The sequence below is a fragment of the Afipia sp. Root123D2 genome, assembly GCF_001425835.1.
Taxonomy (GTDB): Bacteria; Pseudomonadota; Alphaproteobacteria; order Rhizobiales; family Xanthobacteraceae; genus Afipia.
On sequence record NZ_LMDP01000003.1, the window covers coordinates 384,040 to 408,252 of the forward strand.

The following is a 24,213-nucleotide window of genomic DNA, read 5'->3' on the forward strand; positions in this document are numbered from 1 at the left end:
AGAATGACTTCCGTTCGTTTGCGTGATGGCGCGCTAGATATCATTGAGGCGGGTGCCGGCAAGCCCATCGTGCTGCTGCACTCGCTGCTTGCCGATCGGGCCATCTTCGACAAGATCGTTCCGATACTGGCGCGTCAGCGGCGCGTCATCGTTCCGGACCTGCCGGGCTTTGGCGGCTCGTCCTCGGCCGGCGCGACCATCGAAGGCATCGCGGACCGCATCTCCGGATTGTTTGACGCGCTCGATCTCGGCACCACGGCCGATGTCCTGGGCAACGGCTTCGGCGGTTTCGTTGCCAGCGCGCTAGCCGTTCGTCATGGCACGAAGTTCGACCGGCTGATACTCGCCGATACAGGTGTCGGATTTACGCCGGAGGGCAAGCAATCCTTCTTCGCGATGGCGGAGCGCGTGCGCCAGAGCGGCATGGAAGCCATCGTTGACGTCGCGCTGAAACGACTGTTTCCGGAAGACTTCATTTCTGCCAATCCCGCGATCATGGCCGAGCGCCGTGCTGCGCTGGTCAAAACCAACCCGGAATTCTTCGCCGAGGCCTGTCACGCCCTCGCCGCGCTGGATCTGACGCCTCACATCGGCACGATCCGCAATCCGACCCTGGTCGTGGTGGGCGAACTTGATGCGGCGACACCGCCCGAAATGACGCGCGCCCTTGCCAAGGCACTTCCGGGTGCTGAGTTGATCGAAATGCCGGGATGCGGCCATGCACCGATGGCGCAAGCGCCCGAGGCGTTCATCAAGGCGATCTCAAAGTTCCTCGATCTGGCGTAACCGGCATGAAGGCTTCGCCGTTTCAATATCACCGCCCGCAAACGCGCGAAGAGCTCGGCGCATTGCTCGCACGTCTGGAGAACGCCAAGATTCTCGCCGGCGGACAGTCGCTGATGCCGATGATGAATCTTCGGGTGATCGCGCCCGATCATCTGATCGACATCAACCGTATTCCCGACCTCGCGGGAATACGGGAAACGGCGGAAGGTATCGAAATCGGCGCGATGACCCGCCAGGCCGACGTGCTGGTGTCACCGATCGTCCGATCGCGTCTCCCGCTTTTGGCGCGCGCGCTTGAGCACGTCGGCCACATCCAGACCCGCGCCCGCGGCACGATCGGCGGAAGCTGCTGCCACCTCGATCCCTCGGCCGAACAACCCGCGATGTGCGCAGCGCTCGACGCGGAGTTCATCGTCTCCGGCCCCGACGGCCGCCGAACCATTCCGGCGGGCGAATGGTTCGAGGGCCTGCTACAATCCGCGCTCGGTGACCAGGAACTCCTTGAAGGATTGCGGTTCAAGCCGTGGGGCAAAGGCCACGGTCATGGCTTCGCGGAATATGCGCGGCGCCACGGCGACTTCGCCATTGCAGGCGGCGCGGCTCTTCTTGAGGCAGGCAAGGACGGCCGGATCACCCGCGCGGCGCTGCTGTCGTTCGGCGTTGAATCCGCACCACGGCGGCTGCCGGACGCCGAATCGTCCCTGATCGGTCAGCACATTGACAGCCTCGACGCAAAACCTGCCGTTGCCGCGGCACGTGCGCTCGACGCGATGGAAGACGTTCAAGTAACGGCCGACTATCGCCGTCATCTTGCTGGTGTCTTGATCGGCCGGGCGCTGGAGGAGGCTCGCACAACACTGGAGCGGCGTTCATGACCGAACAATCCGTCACATTCACGCTCAATGGCGAACAACGCGAAGCCGCTGTCGATCCGCGCACGCATCTCGGCGATTTCCTGCGCCACTCGCTCGGACTGACCGGCACGCACATCGGATGCGAGCATGGCGTTTGCGGCGCATGCACCGTGATCGTCGACGGCGCGCCGGTTCGCTCCTGCCTGATGCTGGCGGTGCAAATCGACGGCTGTACCGTCGAGACCGTCGAGAGCCTTGGCAAGCCTGGCGAACTGTCTCCGCTTCAACAGGCGTTCGCGGTCAATCATGGCCTGCAATGCGGGTTCTGCACGCCGGGCATGTTGATGACCCTTGAAGCCTTCTTGCGCGTCACACCCACCCCGACCGAACACGACGTGAGGATCGCGATCTCCGGAAATATCTGCCGCTGCACCGGCTATCAGGGCATCGTGCAGGCGGCGCTGGACACCGCATCATCAAGGGCGAACCGGTCATGAGTGGACGTTTTTTTGGAACCGCCATCACCCGCGTGGAAGATGCACGCCTGTTGACGGGCAAGGGCCACTATGTCGACGATATCGAACTGCCTGACATGCTGCATGCCGCTTTCGTGCGGGCGAGCTTTGCTCATGGCCGGATTCGCAACATCGACACGAGCGACGCCCTCGCGATGCCGGGCGTGGCCGCGATCTATACGATGGCGGACTTCGCGGACATCGCGCAGGGATCTATGCCGCCAATGGCGCCACATCCCCTTCTGAAGACGCCCATCACCTATCATCCACTGGCCGACGCGGAAGTTCGCCATGTCGGCGAGGCTATCGCCATCGTGCTCGCCGATAATCGCGCCCATGCCGAGGACGCTGCGGCCGCGGTGATGCTCGATGTCGAGTATCTGCCCGCAGTATCGGATGCCGTTCTCGCCCGCGAAGCCAGTTCGCCCAAGGTGCACTCGCAACATGCCAGCAATGTCATCGCCACCATGAAGGCCAGCTTCGGCGATTGCGCAGGGGTATTCGCCAAAGCACACCATGTGCTGACCGAACACTTCGACATTCATCGCGGCGGCTGTCATGCCATGGAGTGCCGCGGCGTCGTCGCCAACATCGACCTGCAAACCGACGCGCTGACCATCTCGACCTCTTCGCAATCGCCCTACATGGTGCGGCGCCATCTCGCCACCTATCTGCAACGCGACGAGAACACCATTCGTGTCTTGACGCCGGATGTCGGCGGTGGCTTCGGGCCGAAAGCCAACGTCTATGCGGAGGAATTCGCGGTTGCCATCGCCGCCATCAAGAGCCGGCGGCCGGTGAAATGGATCGAGGACCGCCAGGAGCATTTCGTTGCGACGACGCAGCAGCGCGGTCAGGTCTGGGCGCTGGACGTGGCGTTCGACAACGACGGACGCATGCGCGCGATCCGCGGACATTGCATTCACGACAATGGCGCGTATGCACCCTATGGCCTGATCCTGCCCGCAACTGCGCTCGCCAGTTTTCCCGGCCCCTATGCTCTCGATGCGCTCGATCTGTCGGTCGACGTCGTTCTCACCAATCTGGTGCCGACATCGCCGGTGCGCGGCGCCTGCCGACCCAATGTCGCATTTCTGCTCGAGCGTCTGGCCGACCGTATCGCGCGCCATCTCAACATAGATCGGCAGGACGTACGGCGGCGCAGCTTCGTGCGCGCCGATCAGATGCCTTACACCACCGGGATGAAGGCGCGTGACGGTTCACCGATCTCCTACGACAGCGGCGACTATGTCGCTGCGCTGGATCTCGTCCTCGACAAGATCGAAGCGACGAGTTTCGAAGCGCGGCGCGCAGAAGCCAGAAAACGCGGCAAATTGCGCGGGCTTGGCATCGCCTCGTGCGTCGAGGACACCGGACTTGGCCCATTCGAAGGTGCATCTGTGCGCGTGACGCCGGCGGGCAAGGTCATCATCGCCACCGGCGCATCCAGCCAGGGCCAGGGCCATCGCACGGCGTTTGCGCAGATTGCCGCGGACGCGCTTGGCGTCGAACTGGAAGACGTGACGGTTGAGACCGCGGACACCGCGAAGTTTCCGCTCGGCATTTCCACCATCGCCAGCCGCATCGCGGTGACGGCCGGGTCCTCGGTGCAGCTTGCAGCCCACAAGGTGCGGGCCAAGGCTATCACCTTCGCGTCCCATCAACTGGAGGTTGGCGAACACGACCTCGAACTCGAAGGCGGCGCGGTCCGGGTGAAAGGCATTCCGGAGATGAAGGTCAAGCTGTCCGAAATCGCCCGCGTACTCGCGGGAAACACCGGAATGACCTTGCCGGGCGACATGGAGCCGGATCTCGCCGCGACGGCATACTTCAACTCCAATGCCCTGACATTTGCCTACGGCGCAAACGCCTGCGAGGTTGAGGTCGATCCCGAGACCGGCGATATCAGTGTCGTCCGCTATGTCGTGGTTCACGACTGCGGCAAGCTGATCAACCCGTTGATCGTCGACGGCCAGATTCGCGGCGGCGTCGTGCACGGCATCGGCAATGCGCTGTTCGAGCGGATGATCTACGATGAAGAAGGCCAGCCGCTGACCACGACCTATGGCGATTATTTTCTGCCGATGGCGTCCGAAATGCCGCAGATCGAGGTCCATCACATCGAAACACCATCGCCGCGCAATCCGATCGGCGTCAAGGGCGCCGGCGAAGGCGGCACTATTCCTGCTGCCGCCTGCGTGATCTCCGCCGTGGAAGATGCATTGGGACCAAAAGGCCCGTTCATTCCTCTCCACCCGGTCTCGCCGCAGCAGGTGGTGCAGTGGCTTGAAGCAATGCCCGTGGAATGACGAAATCGGTGCGGCAGGCAACCTGCATGCTCTCTGCCTCGCCTGCCGTCCGGTCAGATACCTGTAGCGTCGATTTCAGCGATGACGTCGTCGATCGTCGCTCGTAAATGTCAGCTTCTGGCTCAAGACGGGCTAAGTATCTTCGTAGCGAGAGCGCCAAGTCCGGAACGTGGAAAGCAGCCAACCCTTAGCGAGCATCGCAGCTTACGTCCGGGTGCTCGATCGTTCAGCGTCGTTGGCGCGGTAAAAATCGCAAAACGTCAAAGACGGGAAGCCGAGAAAGCTTACCCACTTCGCCAGAAAACGCGATATATTGCGGCCCAGCTAACAACTTGGCCGACGGACAACAATATGATTGCCACATCGACGAGCCGAATGGTCATGGTGTTCCTGGCGCTGATTGCAGCCGGTGGTTTGGCGCTTGTCTTTACCGTCAAGCAAGCCCATCGTGAGCCGCCAGTGGACGCCAAGGCAGCCACCGCCTCACCAGCGGTTTCGACGCCGGCGCCGGGCGTGCAAGATCAAAGTCCGGCCGGGCTCGCGGCGGTTGAAGCGGAAACAAAGGCCTTGGGGGCCACGCTGTCCGGATCGTCCCCAACGCCGGAGAGCGGAGATGGCGGGCCGGCGTTCGACATTGCCCGCATCGAGCCGACAGGCGACGCGGTGATCGCAGGTCGGGCGGCACCGGGCGCAACTGTAGAGTTATTGCGCAATGGCGAGTTGCACGTTAGCGCGACCGCGGATCAATCCGGACGATTCGTCATGGTCCCACCCCGACTTCCTCCAGGGACCTATGACCTGACGTTGCGCTCCACGCAGTCGGACGGCACGGTGGCCACATCCAAAAAGAGCGTGGCAGTGGCACTTCAGCCGACTCCGACCGACCGTCCGATGGTGGCACGGATGACGCCGGACAAACCTTCCGTCGCGCCGGCGCAGCCCGCCGCGCCAACGCCAATGACCGGGATGGTGGCTGTGGAGGCAATCGAGACCGAGCCGGACGGCAAATTCCATGTGACCGGCCGTGCCGGCGCGGGTGCCACGGTGAGGCTTTATCTCAACGACAGCTTTGTTGCGTCTGCAACAGCGGGCGCGGATGAACGTTTTGTGGTCACCATCAACAAGGGCGTCTCGCCTGGCAACTACCGTGTCAGGCTGGACGAGGTGGAGCCGAATTCCAACGCGGTCCGCGCGCGCGCGGAGGTACCTTTTAACGTTCCTGATAAAGTCTTGACCGCGTCCGTGCCGGCGCAAGCCACATCGTCCAAGGGGCCGGACATTGCCGCTTCACAGCTACCGCAACCGGCGACCGCTGTGTCCACCGCTCCGCCAGAAAGAGGTTCGCCCTCCGTCGTGGTTGTGCCGAAGATCACGACCACCACCGTCTCCCGTGGTGACAGCCTATGGCACATCAGCCGCCTCACCTACGGCGCGGGCACGCGCTACCCCACCATCTACAGGGCAAACCGCGAGAAGATCCGCGATCCCGACCTGATTTACCCTGGCCAGATCTTTGTCCTTCCGACGCGGTAAAGCGTGGCCCCAGTCGATAGCCCGAGGGAAAGTTGCGCGCCTTTGCCTGCGCTTACCGTAGGCCAGCCACGTCCGCTCTTGCTCCCGTAGCGAATAAATTTTGCATCGCAGCGGAATTTGCGCAGTGTGCCAGGAACTGCCGCTCAAGTCGCTTCGCGCGGCTCAACCCTCGCTGCTTTGCTGACTGTGACGACGAATGCAGCGGCGAAAACCTGAGCACCTCATTTTAAGATTATGAATTTCGTTGGCTGGCCGCAGCTACGACGATTCACTGGTAGTAATCGGCCATCGTAGATCTGGTATTGGATTGGGCAGAAAGCTTACTCTGCGCTGCCGGCACTTGCCGCAAGGAATCCTTCCAGTTCAGCGAGACCTGTCTTCCATGTCTCCATATCCGTCTGCATATAATGCGCGGTCGGGAAACGCGCCTGCATGTACGGACTGCCCTGAAACAGCCTGGTATCGCAGACCATCGCATAGGGCTTATCCTTGGTGCTGCGCGCCTCTTCAAACGCATCCAGAATTTCCTGAATGCTATTGCCATTGATGCGGCGGGCCTTGAACCCGAAAGCCTCGAATTTCTCCGGCACCGGCTCGACACTCAGGATATTCTTGGTGTGCCCGCCAGCCTGAAGGTCGTTGTTGTCGATCAGCAGCACAAGATTATCCAGCTTGTGGTGGCCGGCAAACATCGCGGCCTCCCAGACATTGCCTTCCTGCAGCTCTCCGTCCGACAGCAGGCAGTACACGCGCTTGTCAGATCCTCTCACCCGCTCGCCATAAGCAATTCCAGCAGCTTGCGACGGCCCCTGCCCGAGAGACCCCATCGTGATGACGAAGCCGCGTCGGCCTTCGCAGGGACTCATATCCACCTCGGTCCCATCAGCGTTGTAAGTGCGAAGCTCTTCCATGGTGTAGAGCCCCTGCTCCGCAAACGCGGAGTAGCACATGATAGCATCATGTCCGTTCGAGTTGACGAAGACGTCGTGGTACCATCCATTGCCGTCCGGCCGCAGTTCATGAAAGTAAAGGCTTGCGCCAAGATCGGCCAACGCAACGCCCTGCCCGGCATAACCGCCACGCTGCATGCAGATATCCATGACGTTGCGCCGCATTTTTAGCGCCAGATGTTCAAGTTCCGGAACCGAGAGATTCCTGCCCTGCTTGGTCATGATGTTCATGCCGCCTCCTTGATCTGCCGGGCAAGACTTTCGGCATCGAGGCCGAGTGATTTCCGAATGTAGGCAAGTGAGCCACCGGGCGCCCAGCGATCGGGAACGCCGAGCCGCGTGAGTTTCGGTCCGCCACGATGATTCGCCACGATCTCGGCGACGAGGCCACCAAGTCCACCGACGATGTTGTGATTTTCGATTGAGAATACCTGGCTGCGGCCTTCGCAGAATTTCCAGATCTCTTCGTGCCGTACCGGCTTGAGTGTTGGAACATGCAGCAGCGCGTGGTCAACTCCTGCCCGCGCGAGAAGGCGCGACGTCTCGATCGCCCATTCGGTGCCCGCGCCGGTTGCAATGATTCCGGGGCCACCGCCCTCTTTGAGACGATAAGTCTTTCCGATCTCGAACAAATATTTTTCCGGATCGAGCAGGCGCGACACCGTGCCGCGAAGCCCGCGCGTGTAAACCAGACCCGGTTGCTTCACAGCGGCTCGAATAACCTGGATGAATTCGGTCGCATCGGCGGGATCGATCACCGTCGCATGCGGAATCGCGCGGGTCATCGCGAGGTCTTCCGTTGATTGATGATGGATCCGCGCCGGGCTTGTGATGCCCGGTGTGAATCCAACAACCACGCAGGTTTTCGGGCCGGTCCCCATGCAGATCACCATCTGATCGAAGGCGCGCCGCGATGCATAACAGGCGAACGTCGTGGCGATAGGAATGAACCCGGCTTTCGAAATTCCCGCACCGACCGAAAGCAGGTTCTGCTCGGCCATGCCGACATCGAGAAATTGTTTTGGCTTCTCTTTCGGCACACGAAAGATATCGACATAAGGCTGCAAATCCGCCGTCATGATCATAACGTCAGGGTTAGCCTCACAAAGCTCCATCGTGACACCGTCAAAAGGCGCGACGACGCCTGGCTCATCTGCTGCAAGCAACATTTTTGGCTCCGGGAAGGGCTATGGAAAGGAGATCCGGCCGTCGGCCAGCAATTTGCGATAGTCCGCGATAGTCTCCTCGACCCGCTCTGCGGTCGGCGATGGCAGCGGGCCGATCAATTGCTCGAGCCTCGGATCCGCCAGTCGGCTGGGTGCACCCAGATCCTTCATTTCGCAAGTGATCATTCCGCGTGCCTTGGGGGCACTTTTTTCAATCACCGCAATCAAATCGGTCATCTCGATCGACTCGCCGGGAATATTGGCCTGTTTCGCGCCATCGAGTTTGGCGCGAGCGCTGCGAATGAACGCAAGCGCCACGTCCCGAACATGCTGGACCACGTTTCGCCCGCCGAACTGCATATGGAACGGCGTGCCTGCAGCAGCAGCGAGCATTGCGAGCGAAGGTTGGGCGGAGAGTCCATTGAACCGGCCGGCACCGTAGACAACCCATGGCCGCAACCCCATCGACGTCACGCCATGCTCATTGAAATAGGCGTTTGCGGTCATCTCCATCGTGTACCGATGTACTCCGTAGTGATCCCTCGGTGCAGGGAGCGATTTGTCGTCGATCTGGCCGTTAGGATAGTCCGATGCCGGGCCATAGACCGCCGCTGTACTTGAATACGCAATTCCCAGTTTGCCGCTCCGGCGGACTGATACGTCGAGCACGTTGATAAGGCCACCGATGCTGACTTGAGACGACAACAACGGGTTATTCTCGCTCGCCGGCCGCAACAGGCCGGCGAGATAGATGACGTGGGTGACGTCCTCGCCGATCAGCGCAGACACCGCTTCCGGGTTACGCGCGTCACTGACGAGATATGTCATCTTGCTGAGATGGCCGGGATCAAGCACCGAACTCATGCTGCGCGGATCAGGATTTGTATCGGTCGCCGTGACCTTCACGCCTTCCTCGATCAGAAGCCGGCAGATCCATGATCCAATAAAACCTCGCGCCCCGATGACCACGAAGTGCTCTTTCGCCATACTCACAGTCGTTTCCTTTCCTGCTCAGTGTGCTGAGCTTGTTATTTCCCGGCTTTCGCCAGTGCGGCAGCTTTCTCGAAAACGTCTGGCGCAAGGAACTTCGACGGCTCGCCGATCTTGTCGATCGTACCTGCGTCCTTCAGGATTTGCGCGGTGGTCAACGCCCAATTCGCAACCTTGCCCTCCTTGAACGATTTCAGCCATTCATCGGCGGTGGGGTATTTCCCGAGTTCAAAGCTGAACGTATAGGCGTCGTAGCTTTCCATCTTCGAGAAATACTTATCGTAGTTCTTCTTGCGGATAGGCTCTTCGTTCAGCTTCACTTGCGCCTGGATGATGGCCGCACCCACATGCGGCAAATCAGCCTTGTGCTTGTCGAAGAAAGCATTCGAGATAACCAGGCCGCCGAGCACCGCAGTTTCCGGATAGAAATCCTTGAGCGATGTCACGCGAACCGCACCCTTCTTCGTCGCCGCCTCGACGAAACCTGCCGTGATCACCGCGGCGGGTACCGCACCCGCGATGAGAGCCGTGGTGGTGGCCTGATAACCGGTGTTAACCGGCTTGATGTCACTGGACTTCAAGCCGCTCTTCTTGAGGGCGTTCACCACGAGCACATGGGCGGTGGTGCCGAACGGAAAGGCGACCTGCTTGCCCTTCAGATCCTGAACCGTCTTGATTCCGGACTCCCCGGTCGCATAAAGCAGGTTGGTGTCGTACTCGAGATAAGTCGGATTGACGAGGACACCGAGACCGCGCACCGCGATACTCGATACCACGGCGGCGCCGGCCAATGCCCCGTCAAGGCTGTTGCCGACCAGAGCCTGGGTCATCTGCGTGCCGTTGTCGAACTTGATCAGTTCGACATCGAGGTTCTGGGCCTTGAACAGACCTTCGTCCCGCGCAACGAGCAGCGGCGGCGCCACCACTTCCGACAGCAGATAGCCGATCCTCACCTTGAGAGGCTGACCGCCGGACTGCGCATAGGCAGACACGATGGTGAAGGACAACATGACCGTGGCTGTCAACGCCTGCATCAGTTTTTGCAACATATGCTTACCCTCCCTCTTGTTGAACTGGACCGGCCACACTTAGTGTTTGAGTTGACCTTCAATGTGCCGCCGGAGATCGATGAATTCGTTCGCAAGCCGCATATCTGCGGTTCTGTTTTTGCCGAATGGAACGGTGATGACTTCGGAGAAGACCGCAGGCCGTTGCGCCATAACGACGATGCGATCGGCGAGATAGATCGCTTCCTCGACAGAGTGCGTGATGAAAATCGCCGCTTTCCTCTCCTCGGCGGTGATCTTCTGCAGGACTTCCTGCATGATGCCGCGACTTTGCGCATCGAGAGCCGCAAACGGCTCGTCCATCAGCAGGATCTGCGGATTAGCGGCGTAGGCCCGGGCGATGGCGACGCGCTGCTTCATGCCGCCAGACAAAGCCTTGGGTAGAGCATTCTCGAAACGCTTGAGTCCGGTCGTCGCGAGATAGTGCTCGACGATCTTGTCCTTGGCCGCCTTGTCGAGATTGCAGCATTTGAGATTGAGCGGAAATTCAATGTTCTGACGAACCGTCAGCCAAGGAAAGACCGCATATTGCTGAAAGACCACGCCGCGGTCGCGGCCGGCCTGCTGGATTTCCTCACCATGCACCAGAACGGTGCCACGGTTCGGTCGCGTAAAGCCCGCCGCCATGTTGAGCAGCGTTGTCTTGCCGCAACCGCTGCCACCGACGATGGCAACAAATTCATTTTCGCTGATGGTGAGCGATAGGTCGTCGAACACCACGTGACGACCTGGACCGTCGCCGTAGTATTTGCTGACCGACTTGAATTCGATTGGCGCCGTATTCGCTCGGGTCATCATCGCTCGACCCGCTCCTGCCAATTCACGACGACAGCCATTCCCTTGCGGATCATCGCGTCCATCGCCAGCGCAATCGCGCCGATGCAGACGAGACCGACGTAAATATCGGGAATAACGAAGTAGTTTCCGGCATTCTGGATGACCGCGCCCAGCCCACGCTCAGCTGCGAGTAATTCCGCCGCCACCAGCGTGCCCCAGCACACGCCCAACGTCAGGCGAAGCGCGACGAACAGATTTGGAACGAGCAACGGAACGACGATCTTGCGAAAGATCTCGGTCTCGGTCGCGCCGACCACGCGCGCGGCACGGATATAGATCTCCTCGATTGCTGAGACGCTTTCATAAATGACAATCAGCGACGTAAAAAATGCGGCGTAAACCAGGATACTCGCGCGCGCGACCTCACCAATCCCAAGATAGACAATCACGAGCGGACTAAGCGCGATCGGTGGAATTGCGCGGAACGAATTGATGACCGGCTGAAAGATCCGGCCGAGAGTCGGATACCACGCTAAGGCGAACCCTGCCGGTATCGCCAGCGCCATCCCAATGATCATGCCGGTCAGAACGCGCTGCACACTGGCGAGCACGTCCCATGCGAGGCCGGAGACCGCAAAATTATGGATCAGTCGAAGAAATATCTGGTCAGGGCGCGGCACCAGATCGCGGTTGACGAACCCGATTGCCCACGTGGCATACCAAAGGGCAAAAAGGATTGCGAAGCCAAGAATTCCAAAGCCAACGTTACGTGCAGCGCCAAGCCATGCAGCCCGCGCTGTGGCATCACCTTTCGGCCGATCGTGCTCGCTTTCAGTCTCGTCCGCCGGGGAAGAAGATCGGGCAAAATCATCCCCCTGCGAAACGGCTTTCGCCCCACGCATGGCATTCCATCCCTGATCGTTTCTTGTACTTAACCTTACAGTGTAAGGTCGTCGACAATCTGTCAAGTCCTGACTTCAACCGCCGCGCCTATTCCAACGGACGCGAACTCTGATACAGGTGCGAAGGCTTGACGCAGACGCGCTTATTGGAACAATTGCGCGCCGGATATGCGCATCACAATCGTTGAAACGAATGCCCGCCCTGACACGAAGCAAGAGGACGCCGGTTGCCCGCAAGGCTCAATCGCGGCCGATTCGAAAGCCCCTCAGTCGCGACGTGATTCTCCACGCCGCGCTCGAGATGATCGACGCGAACGGCATCGACTCGCTCAGCATGCGGCAGTTGGGACAAGCGCTCGGCGTCGAGGCGATGTCGATCTATCACTACTTCAAGAATCGCGACGACCTCCTCGACGGTGTAGTCGAGGCCGTGATGCAGGAAATCATCGATACCGTCGACAAGAATCACCGGCGCAATCAGAACTGGAAAACAGCGGCGCGAAAATTCATCACCGCATACAGGATCGTCGGCAATCGGCATCCGAATGGCTTCCGGCTTGTTGCACAGCGCACCCTTCGCACGGCCGCGGCCAAGAGAGTGGGCCAGGCTCTGACCGACGCATTCGCTGCTTCAGGCTTGAATGCGGAGCAAGCGGTCATCGCGTATCGCGCGATGACCTGCTTTGTCGCCGGCTTTGTCCTGCTCGAAACGTCGAGAATGAAGCCGGCTTACACAACAGGAAATTTTGATCTCGAGTTCGAGAGGAGCCTCGACATACTTGTGACGGGAATCGAGCAGTGCTTCCCGCGTATCGGCTAGCATTTCTCACCCATTCCCTCGTCCATTGATCGGTTCGAAACCCGCGTTGGCTAACTTGTGTCTCAGGAAATGACTCTGACGGCCTTTCCTGCCAGCGCTGATCGACGCCCGCTTGCGCCAATCGCCAGCGTTCGACGCCGCATCTCGAGGTCTGGATTTGGCCGGAAGCTGACCGTCCGCATCATTACGGGGAGTCAGGCGTCAAAAATCACCCGAGCCAGTGCGGGCAATTTTCATACATCGTATCCATTTGATTTTTCGAAGAATGGCGCGCCCGGGAGGATGAAACTGGGAACTCGTATGTTATTGTGTTTGCTATCCATTTTCCACGGGATCACCTTGCAGCGTGCGCCGTTTCCGGGTCTCGAGGGGATGTGGATATGCCTGACCACGCCCGCCGGGGGCTGACAGGAGGCGCCTCTAGATCATACCCATCGCTCCGATTCATCCGGCCTGAACATTGTTGTTGACTAGGAAACTTAATCGAGATAGTTTCCTAGTCAACGGGGGATGCGTCATGACCTCGGCTTCGGAACTCACCGACCACACCGGCTACTGGATGCGAATGGTGTCAAACGCCGTGTCGCAGGAGTTCGCGCGCAAGGTATCGGGCGAGGAGGTCACCGTCGCGGAGTGGTCCTTCATGCGCGCACTCTACGACTGCGAGCCGACGCCCCCGTCTGTTCTGGCGGAGAAGATGGGCATGACCAAGGGGGCTATCAGCAAGCTTGCGGAAAGGCTGGTGGCTAAGGGATTGGTTGAGAAAGCGGAAAGCCAGGAGGACAAGCGCGCTCACAGCCTGTCCCTGACGACCGAGGGCCGGACCAAGATCCCCGTCCTGGCATCACTTGCCGACAAGAATGACGCTGAGTTCTTCGGCGTTTTGACGAAGGAAGAGCACGAAGCGCTCGACCGTATCCTGAGGGTTCTCGCCGAACGGCGCGAGCTCAACGCAATCCCGGTGGACTGAACCCGCCGGCCAAACTCATATCGAAAAGAAAGGAAACCGCCATGGACGCGGGACGGATTTCTATTGCCAAAACTTGCCTCCTTGCGGCTCGCGATGGAAGCCTGAGCTTTCCGGAGATTGTCGGAAAGCTGATCGCCGCCGGCTTCGAGGGCTATCTGGTCGACTATCGCCGCAAGAGCCAGACCAACTATCTGCCTGACGGAGACAGTGTCACGATGGACATGCACCCCTCCACCGGCACCGTCGCCGCTGCCCTCGATGCCGCGGAGGTTGAGCGTCTGGTACGTTGGGCGCAGGCCAATCCCGCCGACTACAGCTACGTCGCCTTCTGCGAAAAGGTCAAAGCCGCCGGCTGCGCGGGATACCTCGTCTCGTTCCCGGGCCGGCGGGTCGTTTATTTCGGCCGTACCGCCGAAACCCATGTCGAGCACTTTCCAAAGTGACGGGGTACCAGTCATGACACTTTCCGGATTTTTCATCGGCGGAGCCATTCCCGCCGTCTGCCTCGGGCTGGGCACTGTGCTCATGCGGGCGAGCCTGGGCGCCGGCGCATCCATTCCCCTCTATCTGGGGGTCGTTGGCAGCGTCGTGGCCCTGCTCGGCTGGTCGGCCTTCATCTGGACAGGCGGCGCAGTACTTTCGGCCCGGTCCGTGATGCTCGCCGCCGCGATGGGGACGACCTGGACATTGGCAATTGCTTGCATGGCCTATGGGATGGGCGTGCTCAAACTGCCGGTTTCCGTCATCGCGCCATTGACCAACAGCAATGCCCTGATCGCCGTCCTTGTCGGCGCCGTGGCCTTTTCTGAATGGCGCAACCTCAATCTCTCGCTCGTTGCCCTCGGTACTCTTTTGATCTGTGCCGGGGCGACGGTCATCTCCCTCTCACGTTGAAGAATCCCCGCAATGTTGGCCGATCTATCAAAACGACCATCTGCTTCGTGATATCGCACGATCGCTAAGTTTCTTTGCGCTCGGACTGATCGTCTCTCTTGTTGAGATCGCACGATCGGGGGCTTCAATTGATCAACGAGCCCGGCGATGCTCAGGTGCCCAGTTTTATTCTGGAGTGTTGGAGATTTGGCGCGCCCGAAAGGATTCGAACCTCTGACCCCCAGATTCGTAGTCTGGTGCTCTATCCAGCTGAGCTACGGGCGCGCATTTCGCGGACAGGAATGAGCTGAAAGCCCCCTCGCGAAGAGGGCCATAGCTAACGGCTCCGGATGGGCTTGGCAAGTGTCGGACCGGGCCAAAATTCCGGGGAATTGGACAACCTTCTCTCTGGCATCCGCGTCGACCCGGCGGTCACTTCAGCTTTGATTTACAAGACGTCTTACGCCCTTGCCCGCTCATTGCGGTGGTCGTGCAGTGCCACGGGGCGGTCTGGAATCGCGATCCGGAAGGTGGCGCCGATGGTGCCTTCCACCAGATTGAGATCGCCGCCATGGGCGCGGACCAGTTCGGCGGCGATGGCGAGCCCAAGGCCGGTGCCGCCGTCGCGGGACGAGCCCTGAAACGCCTCGAACAGATGCTCGCGGGCCTTCGCCGGCACGCCCGGGCCGGTGTCCGACACCTGGATGATCGCGACAGTGCCCTCCCGGCGTCCGGCGACGCGAATCTGCTTGGGCGACGCCTCACCGACATCCTGACTTTCCAGCGCCTGCGCGGCGTTACGTACCAGATTGAGCAGCACACGGAACAATTGGTCGGGATCGGCATCCACCGTCAGGCCACGCTCGACGGCGTTGATCCAGACGATCGACGCATCGGCGGCGAGGCCGGCGGATTCCCTCACCTCGTTGACGATCGGCTCGATTGCAATCATCCGCCGGTCGGGCGGTGCTTCCTGCGCCTTGCCGTAGGACAGCGTCGATTGACAGAAGGCGATGGCACGTTCGAGCGACCGCATCAATTTCGGTGCGAAACGCTGAACGCGCGGATCCGGCACGCTTGAAAGCTGATCGGACAGCAATTGCGACGACGCCAGCAAATTGCGCAGATCGTGATTGATCTTGGAAACCGCGAGACCGAGTGCCGCAAGATGACTTTTCTGATGCAGCATCGACACCAGATCGCGCTGCATATCCGCCAGTTCACGCTCGGCGACGCCGATCTCGTCCTTGCGCTGCGACGGCACCGCGATGCGCGCAACGCTTTCCGGATTGGCGTGAAATGCCACGAGGTTGGCGGTCATTCGCCGCATCGGCCGCACGAACAGATAATGCAGCGCGAGATAAACCAGCGCCGCCGTCATGATCGCGATGCCGAGTGACACCAGAAGCAGATTGACCGAGAAGCGAAACATCGATTTGCGCAGCGGAGCCTCATCGACGACGACCTCGATGAACTGGCCGCCATGCGGCGCCGGGCCGATGATGCGCATCACCTCGTTGCCGTTCTCGAGCATCGTCTCGAACGCACCGATGATCGCCTGCCACGCCGTCATTTCGCGCATGTCGATGTCATGATCGATGGCCGGCGGCATGTCGGCGATCGCCAGCAGGCGGCGCTGCTGGCCCATCTTGATGGCGACGGCGCGGGCGCCGATGCTTTCGAGAATCTGCTTGGCCAGCGAATCCGGCACCATGCCGCTCGGCGCGGCGTCGAGCACCAGGGCGGCGGTATTGGCCGCGGCGAGCCGGTCGTTGAGCCTGTTCACACGGAAATTAGCGATCGAGGGCACGTAGATCAGCACTTCCGCGATCATCACCAGCGGAATTGTCAGCAGCAGCAGCTTGCCGGACAGGCCGATCCCCCGACCCGGCAGCGGCCGTGGCGGCGTCAAATCCGTCCGTTCGTCACTGGCCGACACGCCAATGGCCTCCACTTCCCTGATGAACCCCAAGAGCCGGTACGATGCGCCTCGATGGAGGTATCGTCAAACCCCTGAAAAGCCGCCACAATTACGGACCCGCCCGTGGCATTTGGCCGTTTTGCCGCAGAAACTTCTCTTATATCCCAAGATTGACGAAAACAGGTCGCTCCCGTATAAGCCCGCCAACTGTCCGCGATGGCCCGGCTCGACCGGGCCGGTTCATTTTTGGGCTCCGTTCCGCCCTTGCCTGAACTACCATCTCCGGACTTGCATCATTAACGAACGCGGCACATTGCCCGGTCAGCGGAGTACCACCCGTGAAGCGGACCTATCAACCCAGCAAACTGGTGCGTAAGCGCCGCCACGGCTTTCGCGCACGCCTTGCCACCACCGGCGGCCGCAAGGTCCTCGCCGCGCGCCGCGCACGTGGCCGCAAGCGTCTGAGCGCCTGAACGGCCTCTCAAGAGACACCTTCCATGCGCCGGTTGATATCATGGACCGGTTGAGACGACGCGCGGATTTTGTTGCCGCCGCCAGCGGTTCCCGCGTGGCCGGTCCAGCCTTTGTCGTACAGACCCGGCACCGGGACGATACCGGACCGGTCCGGGTCGGTTTTACCGTGACCAGGAAAGTCGGCACCGCCACCGAACGCAATCGTGTGCGCCGCAGGCTTCGCGAATTGGTGAAGCGCCTGGACGTCATATCCATGCGACCCCACCATGATTATGTGATAGTTGGCCGTCGGACCGCGCTGAAGCGCGACTTCGACACCATGCTCGACGATCTCCATACGGCGCTGCGGCGCCTCGAGCGGCAGGGCGGAAACCGGCCTGCCAACCGACAGACTTCCCCGAAACCAGCCGAGCGGAATGACGAGACCTGATCGATGATCGACAATCGCAACACCATCCTCGCCGTCATTCTGTCCGGCATCGTGCTGATCGGTTGGCAGTATTTCTACAACATTCCGCAGATGGAAAAGCAGCGCGCCGCCCAGCAGGTGCAGCAGGCTCAACAGAAGGCGGCCAAAACCGACGCCCCGGCGACCTCGACCTCAACGCCGCCGGCTGCGGGCACCGCGCCCGGCCAGCAGACACCGGCGCAACAGGCCAACGTTGAACCGGTTCGGGATCGTGCTGCCGTGATCGCGGATTCCGCTCGCATCAAGATCGACACCCCGAGCGTGATCGGAAGCATCGCGCTGAAGGGCGCCCGCATTGATGATGTCGCACTGGTGAAGTATCGCGAGACCGTCGATCCGAAATCGCCGGCAATCGTGATGTTCTCGCCATCGGGATCACGCGAGCCTTATTATGCCGAGTTCGGCTTCGTTCCTGCCGCCGGATCGACCCTCAAGATGCCGGACCAGACCACGGTGTGGAAACAGGAGGGATCGAATTCCCTCACCGCCTCGACGCCTGTGACGCTGACCTGGAACAACGGCGAAGGCCTGACCTTCAAGCGTACGATTTCGATCGACGACAAGTACCTGTTCACGATCAAGGACGACGTCTCGAACGTCGGAAACGCCGCCGCTACCCTTTATCCGTTCGGCTTGATCTCGCGCCACGGCACTCCGCAGGTCTCGGGCTATTACATCCTTCACGAGGGCCTCGTCGGCGTGCTCGGCGACAAGGGCCTGCAGGAATACTCCTACAAGAAGATGGACGAGGACAAATCCGTCACCTTCAAGGTGACCAACGGTTGGCTGGGCATCACCGACAAGTACTGGGCGGCCGCGCTGCTGCCTGATCCATCGGCGCCTATTCAGGCGCGCTATTCGTCGAACCTCGTCAACAAGGTCAACACCTATCAGACCGACTACCTGCTCGATCCGCTGACAGTGTCGATCGGCGGCACCGCGTCCACCAGCGTCCATCTGTTCGCCGGCGCCAAGGAAAATGCGGTCATTACCGGCTACGACAAGCAGCTCAAACTCAACCGCTTCGAACTGCTGATCGACTGGGGCTGGTTCTACTTCATCACCAAGCCGATGTTCTGGCTGATCGATCACCTCTATCACCTGGTCGGCAATTTCGGCGTCGCGATCCTTCTCGTCACGGTGCTGGTGAAGGCGGTGTTCTTCCCGCTCGCCAACAAGTCCTACGCCTCGATGGCCAAGATGAAGGCCGTGCAGCCGCAGCTTGCCGCGCTCAAGGAGAAATATCCTGATGACCGCGTGAAGCAGCAGCAGGAGATGATGGAGATCTATAAGAAGGAGAAGATCAATCCGATTGCGGGCTGTCTGCCGATCGCAATCCAGATTCCGGTGTTCTTCTCCCTCTACAAGGTGCTGTTCGTCACCATCGAAATGCGGCACGCGCCGTTCTTCGGATGGATTCACGACCTTTCGGCGCCGGATCCGACCAACCTCTTCAACCTGTTCGGCCTCTTGACGTTCGATCCGACGCATGTGCCGATCATCGGACACTATCTCGTACTTGGCCTGTGGCCGATCATCATGGGCATCACGATGTGGTTCCAGATGAAGCTGAATCCGACGCCGCCGGATCCGACCCAGAAGATGATCTTCGACTGGATGCCGCTGATCTTTACTTTCATGCTGGCGTCGTTCCCGGCCGGTCTCGTGATCTACTGGGCCTGGAACAACCTGCTGTCGGTAATCCAGCAGGGCGCGATCATGCAGAGGAACGGTGTCAAGATCGAACTGTTCGACAATCTCAAATCGACGTTCGCCGGCAAGAAAGCAAGTTAGCGGGCGCGCCGATCCTCGGCTTTCTCCATCGACATGCCCGGCCTTGTGCCGGGCATGTTCATTTTTGTAACATCGACAAATGGCCGAAAGGCTGAACCCGGTCCTTGCTCCGCAACGACCTCTTTGACATCGAAAGCGAACTTCGCATGACCGCCGACACCGATGCGGAGTTGATCGAGACCGGAAGAAAACTGTTCGCCGGTGACTGGCAGTTCTTCTGGGCGGCGCCGTCGATCGAGGCCCTGCCGCCGATGGCCGGCGTCGAAGTCGCCTTCGCTGGGCGCTCCAATGTCGGCAAGTCCAGCCTCATCAACGCGCTGACCAATCGCAACGCGCTGGCCCGCACATCGCACACACCGGGCCGCACCCAGGAATTGATTTTCTTTGAAGGGCCGAAATCGTCGGTTGAGGGCAAGGACACCAGCCTGCGGCTGGTCGACATGCCGGGCTATGGCTACGCCGCCGCGCCCAAGACCAAGGTCGCCTCGTGGACCGCGCTGATCCACAAATTCCTCCAGGGGCGTGCCAATCTCGCACGGGTCTACGTGCTGATCGACTCGCGTCACGGCATCAAGGACGTGGACACTGACGTATTGAAGACACTCGACAGGTCCGCAGTAAGCTACCAAGTCGTGCTCACCAAGGCCGATCAGGTCAAGAAAACAGAGCTGGATGCGACTCTCGCCGCCGTAACGGATGCGCTGCGCAAGCACCCTGCGGCCTTCCCCGAACTGCTCGTGACGTCGTCACGCACCGGCGGCGGCATGGCCGAACTGCGCGCGGCCATGGTGAAATTGTTGCAGGAGCGCACCTCGTGACGGCATCGCGAATGGCTGTGGTGTTCGCCGGCCTGATGGGTACGGCCGGTGTCGCACTGGCGGCCCCCTCGGCCCACCAGCCGGACGCAACGCGGCTGGCGTCAGCCTCATCGATGCTGCTGTTCCACGCCAGCGCCGTGATCGCGGCCGCACTCCTGACGGCCCACGGTTTCGCCCAGGGCGGATTCGGCCTTGCCGCCACCTGGGGCTTCGTCGCAGGCGCAGGCCTGTTCGCGGGCGATCTCGTCCTGCGGCAATACGCCGGACACAGCCTGTTTCCGATGGCCGCCCCCACCGGCGGCACATTACTGATTCTGAGTTGGCTCGCTCTCGCGCTGGCCGCGGCGTGGCCGCGAAAAACATGACAAACTGAACGACCGCAGGCCCCGGTTTCGGTGCTTTGCGCGGGCACGGCAATCGGCTAGAACGCGGCGACCCGTGATGAACGAGACCGCTTCATGATCGACCTGCCCAATATCAGCCCGCAAGATCAGGCCCGCATCCTGTCCGAAGCGCTGCCGCACATGCAGCAGTACGACGAGGAAACGATCGTCATCAAGTACGGCGGCCACGCCATGGGCGAGGAAGCGCTGGCCCGGCAGTTCGCACGCGACATCGTGCTGCTAGAACAGACCGCGATCAATCCGGTGGTCGTGCACGGCGGCGGCCCGCAGATCGCTGCGATGCTGGCCCGGCTCGGCATCAAGTCCGAATTCGCGGCGGGGCTCCGCATCACCGACGCCGCCACCATCGAGATCGTCGAAATGGTGCTGGCAGGTTCGATCAACAAGCAGATCGTCAGCCACATCAACGAGGCCGGCGGCAAGGCCGTGGGTCTCTCCGGCAAGGACGGCAACATGGTCACCGCCACGAAGGCGACGCGCACCATGGTCGATCCGGATTCCAATATCGAGAAGATCATCGATCTCGGTTTCGTCGGCGAACCGGACAAGGTCGACCTGACCCTGCTCAACCAGCTCATCGGCTACGAATTGATTCCGGTGCTCGCTCCGGTCGCGGCGTCCAAGGACGGCCATACCTTCAACGTCAACGCGGACACTTTTGCCGGCGCCGTTGCCGGCGCGCTCAAGGCCAAGCGGCTGCTGTTGCTGACCGACGTGCCGGGGGTGCTCGACAAATCGAAAAAGCTCATTCCCGAACTGTCGGTGAAGGATGCGCGCAAGCTGATCGCCGACGGTACGATTTCCGGCGGCATGATCCCCAAGGTCGAGACCTGCATCTATTCGCTGGAAGCCGGTGTCGAGGGCGTCGTCATCATCGACGGCAAGACGCCGCACGCGGTGCTGCTGGAACTGTTCACCAACCAGGGCACCGGCACGCTGATCCACAAGTAATGCGGCGGGATGCGACGATTTCCCTCCGTCATGCCCGTGCTTGTCACGGGCATTCCCGCCTGATCTCACGACTTGTGACAGACGTGGATGGCCGGGACGGAGCCCGGCCATGATGCGATCAAAGTCACACGGAGCAAGCCTTGTTGCTCTAACTACACTTCTCCTCGGGCTTCCCGCCGCCGCTCACGCCGACCTGAAAATCTGCAACCGCATGAGCTATGTGGTCGAGGCGGCGATCGGGATCGACGACAAGGGCGCCACCGCAACCCGCGGCTGGTTCCGGATTGACCCGGCGGCGTGCCGCGTCGTCGCGCAAGGCTCGTTGAATGTCGACCGACTCCTGCTCCACGCCCGGGCGCTGCCGGTGTACGGTGCGTCGCCGATTCCTCAAAGCGGCACCGACAATCTCTGCATCGCGCCGGATAATTTCATTATCGCCGCCGCGCGCGATTGCCGCGGCAAGCAAAGCGCTGCACCGTTCACCGAGGTCAAACCATCGACCGGCGAGGACGGGCACACGACCGCCTATCTTGCGGAGGGCAGCGAATACGACGATGAGCAGGCGCGGCTCGCGGCGATTCAACGTCTGCTGGTGATCGCCGGCTACGATGCCGCGCCGATCGACGGTGTCGATGGCCCGAAGACTCAAGGCGCGCTGGCCTCGTTTCTCAAGGCGCATAATCTCACCCCTGACATCGTACAGGCGCCGAATTTCTTCCAGATCATGATCGACGCGGTGCAGGCGCCGAGCGGCCCCGGCGTCACTTGGTGCAATGATACGCGCTATCGCGTGATGGCGTCGATCGGCACCGAGGACGGCAAGGCCGTGACCACGCGCGGCTGGTACCGCATCGAACCCGGCAAATGCCTGCATCCCGACATTATCGGACAGCCGAAGCATGTTTTCAGTTTCGCCGAAGCCGTCGATAACGATGGCCGCACCATCAAGGTCGACGGCAAGCCGCTGAACTGGGGCGGGGGCACCACGCTTTGCACCCGTGAAAACCAGTTCGAAACCAACCAGCAGCGCGATTGCGACGCGCGCGGCTTCAACGCCACCGGCTATGCCACTGTCGACATCGGTACGGACAGCGGCAAGACGCTGAGATTTGGAATGCCATGATGCTTCATCCCAAACGCACCTTTGCCCACGTCGAGACGTGGGTGTTCGACCTCGACAACACACTGTATCCGCATCACGTCAACCTCTGGCAGCAGGTCGACGTGCGGATCAGGGATTTCGTCGCGCAATATCTCAAGGTGCCGAAAGAAGAAGCGTTCAAGATTCAAAAGGACTATTACCGCCGCTACGGCACCACCATGCGCGGCATGATGACCGAGCACGGCCTCAACGCCGATGACTTCCTTGCCTACGTCCACGAGATCGACCATTCGCCGCTCGAACCCAACCCGGCGATGGGTGCGGCGATCGAAAAGCTGCCGGGCCGCAAGCTGATCCTGACCAATGGCTCGCGCGCCCATGCCGGCAAGGTGCTGGAGCGTCTCGGCATTGGCGAACATTTCGAGGACGTGTTCGATATCGTCTCTGCCGAACTAGAACCCAAGCCCGCGCACCGGACCTATCAGCGCTTCCTCAAGCTGCACGGCGTTGATCCGGCGAAGGCGGCGATGTTCGAGGACCTCGCCCGCAATCTCGTGGTGCCACATGATCTCGGCATGACAACGACGCTGGTAGTGCCGGGCGGCACCAAGAACGTGGTCCGCGAGGACTGGGAACTGGAAGGTCGTGACGCCGCCTATGTCGATCACATCACCGACGATCTAACCGGGTTTCTGCAAAATCTGCTTACCCAATAGGACTGCGCGGCCACCTTCCCCGCTTGACTCACGGTCGCCAAATCCCGACAAAAGCACACGTTTGCCTGCCGTTTCGGCCATTTTCCAAGGAATTAAAATGTCCCTGTCCGCCCTTGAGACCACGCTGAACACTGCCTTCGACGCTCGCGACACAGTCAATTCCGGGACCAAAGGCGAAGTCCGCGAAGCGGTTGATCACGCGCTTGACCTGATGGACAAGGGTGAGGCCCGCGTCGCCGAGCGGCAGGCCGATGGCCAGTGGAAGGTTCACCAGTGGCTGAAGAAGGCGGTGCTGCTGTCGTTCCGTCTCAATGACATGACCACGATCCCCGGCGGCCCGGGCCAAGCCAACTGGTGGGACAAGGTGCCCTCGAAGTTCGAGGGCTGGGGCGAGAACCGTTTCCGCGATGCCGGCTTCCGCGCCGTGCCCGGCGCGATCGTCCGCCGCTCGGCCTTCATCGCCAAGAACGTCGTACTCATGCCGTCCTTCGTCAATCTCGGCGCTTACGTCGATGAATCGACCATGGTCGACACCTGGTCGACGGTCGGCTCCTGCGCCCAGATCGGCAAGAACGTGCACATCTCCGGCGGCGTCGGCATCGGCGGCGTGCTCGAGCCGCTGCAGGCCGGACCAGTCATCATCGAGGACGACTGCTTCATCGGTGCACGCTCGGAAGTCGCCGAGGGCGTCATCGTGCGCAAGGGCGCGGTGCTGTCGATGGGCGTGTTCCTCGGCGCGTCGACCAAGATCGTCGATCGCGAAACCGGCGAAGTCTTTATCGGCGAGGTGCCGTCCTACTCCGTGCTGGTGCCGGGCGCGCTGCCGGGCAAGCCGATGAAAAACGGCCAGCCTGGTCCGTCGCTGTCGTGTGCCGTCATCGTCAAGCGCGTCGACGAGCGCACCCGCGCCAAGACCAGCATTAACGAACTGCTGCGGGATTGAGATTTCGTGCCGAACGTCCCTGTGTTTCGATGTCATTGCCGGGCTTGAACTCGGCAATCTGACAAGGGACGCAAGTGCCAACCTGATCGAGATCACCGGGACAAGCCCG

The 24,213-nt window shown here is 60.9% G+C and carries 25 protein-coding genes and 1 tRNA gene; 18 read left to right on the forward strand and 8 right to left on the reverse strand.

Translation table 11 applies throughout. The features are described from left to right. Nucleotides 1–3 precede the first annotated feature (3 nt). The 5 genes from ASC80_RS17000 (at nucleotide 4) to ASC80_RS17020 (ending at nucleotide 5,997) form a co-directional block, all read left to right on the forward strand. The gene (locus ASC80_RS17000) at nucleotides 4–786 is read left to right on the forward strand and encodes an alpha/beta fold hydrolase (protein WP_056299660.1); all 783 of its coding nucleotides are present in this window, start codon (nucleotides 4–6) and stop codon (nucleotides 784–786) included. A gap of 5 nt (nucleotides 787–791) precedes the next feature. Further along, on the forward strand, nucleotides 792–1,661 hold the full coding sequence (locus tag ASC80_RS17005) for an FAD binding domain-containing protein (protein WP_056299662.1): 870 nt from the start codon (nucleotides 792–794) through the stop codon (nucleotides 1,659–1,661). Beyond that, a complete protein-coding gene (locus ASC80_RS17010) occupies nucleotides 1,658–2,137 on the forward strand; it encodes a (2Fe-2S)-binding protein (protein ID WP_056299665.1) in 480 nt (159 codons plus the stop codon). The genes ASC80_RS17005 and ASC80_RS17010 overlap by 4 nt, the downstream gene beginning before the upstream one ends. Continuing rightward, the gene (locus ASC80_RS17015) at nucleotides 2,134–4,464 is read left to right on the forward strand and encodes a xanthine dehydrogenase family protein molybdopterin-binding subunit (protein ID WP_056299667.1); all 2,331 of its coding nucleotides are present in this window, start codon (nucleotides 2,134–2,136) and stop codon (nucleotides 4,462–4,464) included. The genes ASC80_RS17010 and ASC80_RS17015 overlap by 4 nt, the downstream gene beginning before the upstream one ends. Before the next feature lie 351 nt (nucleotides 4,465–4,815). Then, nucleotides 4,816–5,997, forward strand: a complete 1,182-nt coding sequence (locus ASC80_RS17020; RefSeq protein ID WP_056299669.1) for a LysM peptidoglycan-binding domain-containing protein — start codon at nucleotides 4,816–4,818, stop codon at nucleotides 5,995–5,997. A 320-nt stretch (nucleotides 5,998–6,317) separates the two neighbouring features. On the opposite strand, the gene ASC80_RS17025 is transcribed toward ASC80_RS17020, so the two are convergent. From ASC80_RS17025 to ASC80_RS17050, 6 genes are read right to left on the reverse strand one after another with little or no spacing between them, the layout of a single operon-like run. Further along, nucleotides 6,318–7,178, reverse strand: a complete 861-nt coding sequence (locus tag ASC80_RS17025; protein ID WP_056299672.1) for a transketolase — start codon at nucleotides 7,176–7,178, stop codon at nucleotides 6,318–6,320. Beyond that, nucleotides 7,175–8,116: a transketolase family protein gene (locus ASC80_RS17030; protein WP_082512647.1), complete on the reverse strand. Its 942-nt coding sequence runs from the start codon at nucleotides 8,114–8,116 to the stop codon at nucleotides 7,175–7,177. The genes ASC80_RS17025 and ASC80_RS17030 overlap by 4 nt, the downstream gene beginning before the upstream one ends. 18 nt (nucleotides 8,117–8,134) lie before the next feature. Then, nucleotides 8,135–9,100, reverse strand: coding sequence for an NAD-dependent epimerase/dehydratase family protein (locus ASC80_RS17035; RefSeq protein ID WP_056299678.1), 966 nt, complete (start codon nucleotides 9,098–9,100; stop codon nucleotides 8,135–8,137). 41 nt (nucleotides 9,101–9,141) lie between these two features. Continuing rightward, the gene (locus ASC80_RS17040) at nucleotides 9,142–10,152 is read right to left on the reverse strand and encodes an ABC transporter substrate-binding protein (protein WP_056299679.1); all 1,011 of its coding nucleotides are present in this window, start codon (nucleotides 10,150–10,152) and stop codon (nucleotides 9,142–9,144) included. Nucleotides 10,153–10,191: 39 nt separating this feature from the next. After that, a complete protein-coding gene (locus tag ASC80_RS17045) occupies nucleotides 10,192–10,965 on the reverse strand; it encodes an ABC transporter ATP-binding protein (RefSeq protein WP_244487306.1) in 774 nt (257 codons plus the stop codon). Next, nucleotides 10,965–11,849 carry an ABC transporter permease gene (locus tag ASC80_RS17050; RefSeq protein ID WP_082512648.1) on the reverse strand — a complete coding sequence of 295 codons (885 nt, stop codon included), beginning with the start codon at nucleotides 11,847–11,849 and terminating at the stop codon, nucleotides 10,965–10,967. Before ASC80_RS17050 ends, ASC80_RS17045 begins: the two co-directional genes overlap by 1 nt. Before the next feature lie 193 nt (nucleotides 11,850–12,042). On the opposite strand from ASC80_RS17050, the gene ASC80_RS17055 reads away from it, so the two are divergent. The 4 genes from ASC80_RS17055 (at nucleotide 12,043) to ASC80_RS17070 (ending at nucleotide 14,533) form a co-directional block, all read left to right on the forward strand. Then, complete coding sequence (locus ASC80_RS17055) at nucleotides 12,043–12,669, forward strand: TetR/AcrR family transcriptional regulator (protein ID WP_056299685.1); 627 nt, start codon at nucleotides 12,043–12,045, stop codon at nucleotides 12,667–12,669. Between the two features lie 517 nt (nucleotides 12,670–13,186). Then, nucleotides 13,187–13,639 carry a MarR family winged helix-turn-helix transcriptional regulator gene (locus ASC80_RS17060; protein WP_056299688.1) on the forward strand — a complete coding sequence of 151 codons (453 nt, stop codon included), beginning with the start codon at nucleotides 13,187–13,189 and terminating at the stop codon, nucleotides 13,637–13,639. Nucleotides 13,640–13,680: 41 nt separating this feature from the next. After that, a complete protein-coding gene (locus ASC80_RS17065) occupies nucleotides 13,681–14,082 on the forward strand; it encodes a DUF1398 domain-containing protein (RefSeq protein ID WP_056299691.1) in 402 nt (133 codons plus the stop codon). Nucleotides 14,083–14,095: 13 nt separating this feature from the next. Continuing rightward, a complete protein-coding gene (locus ASC80_RS17070; protein WP_056299693.1) occupies nucleotides 14,096–14,533 on the forward strand; it encodes a hypothetical protein in 438 nt (145 codons plus the stop codon). A gap of 187 nt (nucleotides 14,534–14,720) precedes the next feature. On the opposite strand, the gene ASC80_RS17075 is transcribed toward ASC80_RS17070, so the two are convergent. Continuing rightward, nucleotides 14,721–14,797: transfer RNA gene (locus tag ASC80_RS17075), tRNA-Arg, on the reverse strand. Between the two features lie 175 nt (nucleotides 14,798–14,972). Next, entirely contained in the window at nucleotides 14,973–16,346 is a 1,374-nt protein-coding gene (locus ASC80_RS17080) for an ATP-binding protein (RefSeq protein ID WP_156464459.1), read from the reverse strand. A gap of 425 nt (nucleotides 16,347–16,771) precedes the next feature. Here ASC80_RS17080 and rpmH point away from each other — a divergent pair, with 425 nt between their 5' ends. From rpmH to dapD, 9 genes are all read left to right on the forward strand, one after another. Continuing rightward, nucleotides 16,772–16,906, forward strand: a complete 135-nt coding sequence (rpmH, locus tag ASC80_RS17085; protein WP_006609582.1) for a 50S ribosomal protein L34 — start codon at nucleotides 16,772–16,774, stop codon at nucleotides 16,904–16,906. Nucleotides 16,907–16,947: 41 nt separating this feature from the next. Continuing rightward, the gene (gene rnpA / locus ASC80_RS23240; protein ID WP_082512649.1) at nucleotides 16,948–17,337 is read left to right on the forward strand and encodes a ribonuclease P protein component; all 390 of its coding nucleotides are present in this window, start codon (nucleotides 16,948–16,950) and stop codon (nucleotides 17,335–17,337) included. 3 nt (nucleotides 17,338–17,340) lie between these two features. Continuing rightward, on the forward strand, nucleotides 17,341–19,170 hold the full coding sequence (gene yidC, locus ASC80_RS17095) for a membrane protein insertase YidC (RefSeq protein ID WP_056299700.1): 1,830 nt from the start codon (nucleotides 17,341–17,343) through the stop codon (nucleotides 19,168–19,170). A 146-nt stretch (nucleotides 19,171–19,316) separates the two neighbouring features. Then, nucleotides 19,317–19,988, forward strand: coding sequence for a ribosome biogenesis GTP-binding protein YihA/YsxC (gene yihA / locus ASC80_RS17100; protein WP_056300910.1), 672 nt, complete (start codon nucleotides 19,317–19,319; stop codon nucleotides 19,986–19,988). An 11-nt stretch (nucleotides 19,989–19,999) separates the two neighbouring features. After that, nucleotides 20,000–20,353 (forward strand): DUF423 domain-containing protein, encoded by a 354-nt coding sequence (locus tag ASC80_RS17105; protein ID WP_156464460.1) that lies wholly within the window; start codon nucleotides 20,000–20,002, stop codon nucleotides 20,351–20,353. A 93-nt stretch (nucleotides 20,354–20,446) separates the two neighbouring features. Next, on the forward strand, nucleotides 20,447–21,343 hold the full coding sequence (gene argB / locus ASC80_RS17110) for an acetylglutamate kinase (protein ID WP_056299704.1): 897 nt from the start codon (nucleotides 20,447–20,449) through the stop codon (nucleotides 21,341–21,343). Between the two features lie 112 nt (nucleotides 21,344–21,455). After that, nucleotides 21,456–22,466: a DUF1036 domain-containing protein gene (locus ASC80_RS17115; RefSeq protein WP_082512676.1), complete on the forward strand. Its 1,011-nt coding sequence runs from the start codon at nucleotides 21,456–21,458 to the stop codon at nucleotides 22,464–22,466. After that, entirely contained in the window at nucleotides 22,466–23,161 is a 696-nt protein-coding gene (locus ASC80_RS17120) for a pyrimidine 5'-nucleotidase (RefSeq protein ID WP_056300914.1), read from the forward strand. Before ASC80_RS17115 ends, ASC80_RS17120 begins: the two co-directional genes overlap by 1 nt. A 97-nt stretch (nucleotides 23,162–23,258) precedes the next feature. Beyond that, nucleotides 23,259–24,104, forward strand: a complete 846-nt coding sequence (gene dapD / locus ASC80_RS17125; RefSeq protein WP_056299706.1) for a 2,3,4,5-tetrahydropyridine-2,6-dicarboxylate N-succinyltransferase — start codon at nucleotides 23,259–23,261, stop codon at nucleotides 24,102–24,104. The last annotated feature ends 109 nt before the right edge of the window (nucleotides 24,105–24,213 follow it).

Coding starts and splice junctions, on each gene's coding strand:
- ASC80_RS17000 (WP_056299660.1), top strand. CDS start 4: ATGACTTCCGTTCGTTTGCGTGATGGCGCGCTAGATATCATTGAGGCG.
- ASC80_RS17005 (WP_056299662.1), top strand. CDS start 792: ATGAAGGCTTCGCCGTTTCAATATCACCGCCCGCAAACGCGCGAAGAG.
- ASC80_RS17010 (WP_056299665.1), top strand. CDS start 1,658: ATGACCGAACAATCCGTCACATTCACGCTCAATGGCGAACAACGCGAA.
- ASC80_RS17015 (WP_056299667.1), top strand. CDS start 2,134: ATGAGTGGACGTTTTTTTGGAACCGCCATCACCCGCGTGGAAGATGCA.
- ASC80_RS17020 (WP_056299669.1), top strand. CDS start 4,816: ATGATTGCCACATCGACGAGCCGAATGGTCATGGTGTTCCTGGCGCTG.
- ASC80_RS17025 (WP_056299672.1), bottom strand. CDS start 7,178: ATGAACATCATGACCAAGCAGGGCAGGAATCTCTCGGTTCCGGAACTT.
- ASC80_RS17030 (WP_082512647.1), bottom strand. CDS start 8,116: ATGTTGCTTGCAGCAGATGAGCCAGGCGTCGTCGCGCCTTTTGACGGT.
- ASC80_RS17035 (WP_056299678.1), bottom strand. CDS start 9,100: ATGGCGAAAGAGCACTTCGTGGTCATCGGGGCGCGAGGTTTTATTGGA.
- ASC80_RS17040 (WP_056299679.1), bottom strand. CDS start 10,152: ATGTTGCAAAAACTGATGCAGGCGTTGACAGCCACGGTCATGTTGTCC.
- ASC80_RS17045 (WP_244487306.1), bottom strand. CDS start 10,965: ATGACCCGAGCGAATACGGCGCCAATCGAATTCAAGTCGGTCAGCAAA.
- ASC80_RS17050 (WP_082512648.1), bottom strand. CDS start 11,849: ATGCGTGGGGCGAAAGCCGTTTCGCAGGGGGATGATTTTGCCCGATCT.
- ASC80_RS17055 (WP_056299685.1), top strand. CDS start 12,043: ATGCCCGCCCTGACACGAAGCAAGAGGACGCCGGTTGCCCGCAAGGCT.
- ASC80_RS17060 (WP_056299688.1), top strand. CDS start 13,187: ATGACCTCGGCTTCGGAACTCACCGACCACACCGGCTACTGGATGCGA.
- ASC80_RS17065 (WP_056299691.1), top strand. CDS start 13,681: ATGGACGCGGGACGGATTTCTATTGCCAAAACTTGCCTCCTTGCGGCT.
- ASC80_RS17070 (WP_056299693.1), top strand. CDS start 14,096: ATGACACTTTCCGGATTTTTCATCGGCGGAGCCATTCCCGCCGTCTGC.
- ASC80_RS17080 (WP_156464459.1), bottom strand. CDS start 16,346: ATGATCGCGGAAGTGCTGATCTACGTGCCCTCGATCGCTAATTTCCGT.
- rnpA (WP_082512649.1), top strand. CDS start 16,948: ATGGACCGGTTGAGACGACGCGCGGATTTTGTTGCCGCCGCCAGCGGT.
- yidC (WP_056299700.1), top strand. CDS start 17,341: ATGATCGACAATCGCAACACCATCCTCGCCGTCATTCTGTCCGGCATC.
- yihA (WP_056300910.1), top strand. CDS start 19,317: ATGACCGCCGACACCGATGCGGAGTTGATCGAGACCGGAAGAAAACTG.
- ASC80_RS17105 (WP_156464460.1), top strand. CDS start 20,000: ATGGCTGTGGTGTTCGCCGGCCTGATGGGTACGGCCGGTGTCGCACTG.
- argB (WP_056299704.1), top strand. CDS start 20,447: ATGATCGACCTGCCCAATATCAGCCCGCAAGATCAGGCCCGCATCCTG.
- ASC80_RS17115 (WP_082512676.1), top strand. CDS start 21,456: ATGCGATCAAAGTCACACGGAGCAAGCCTTGTTGCTCTAACTACACTT.
- ASC80_RS17120 (WP_056300914.1), top strand. CDS start 22,466: ATGCTTCATCCCAAACGCACCTTTGCCCACGTCGAGACGTGGGTGTTC.
- dapD (WP_056299706.1), top strand. CDS start 23,259: ATGTCCCTGTCCGCCCTTGAGACCACGCTGAACACTGCCTTCGACGCT.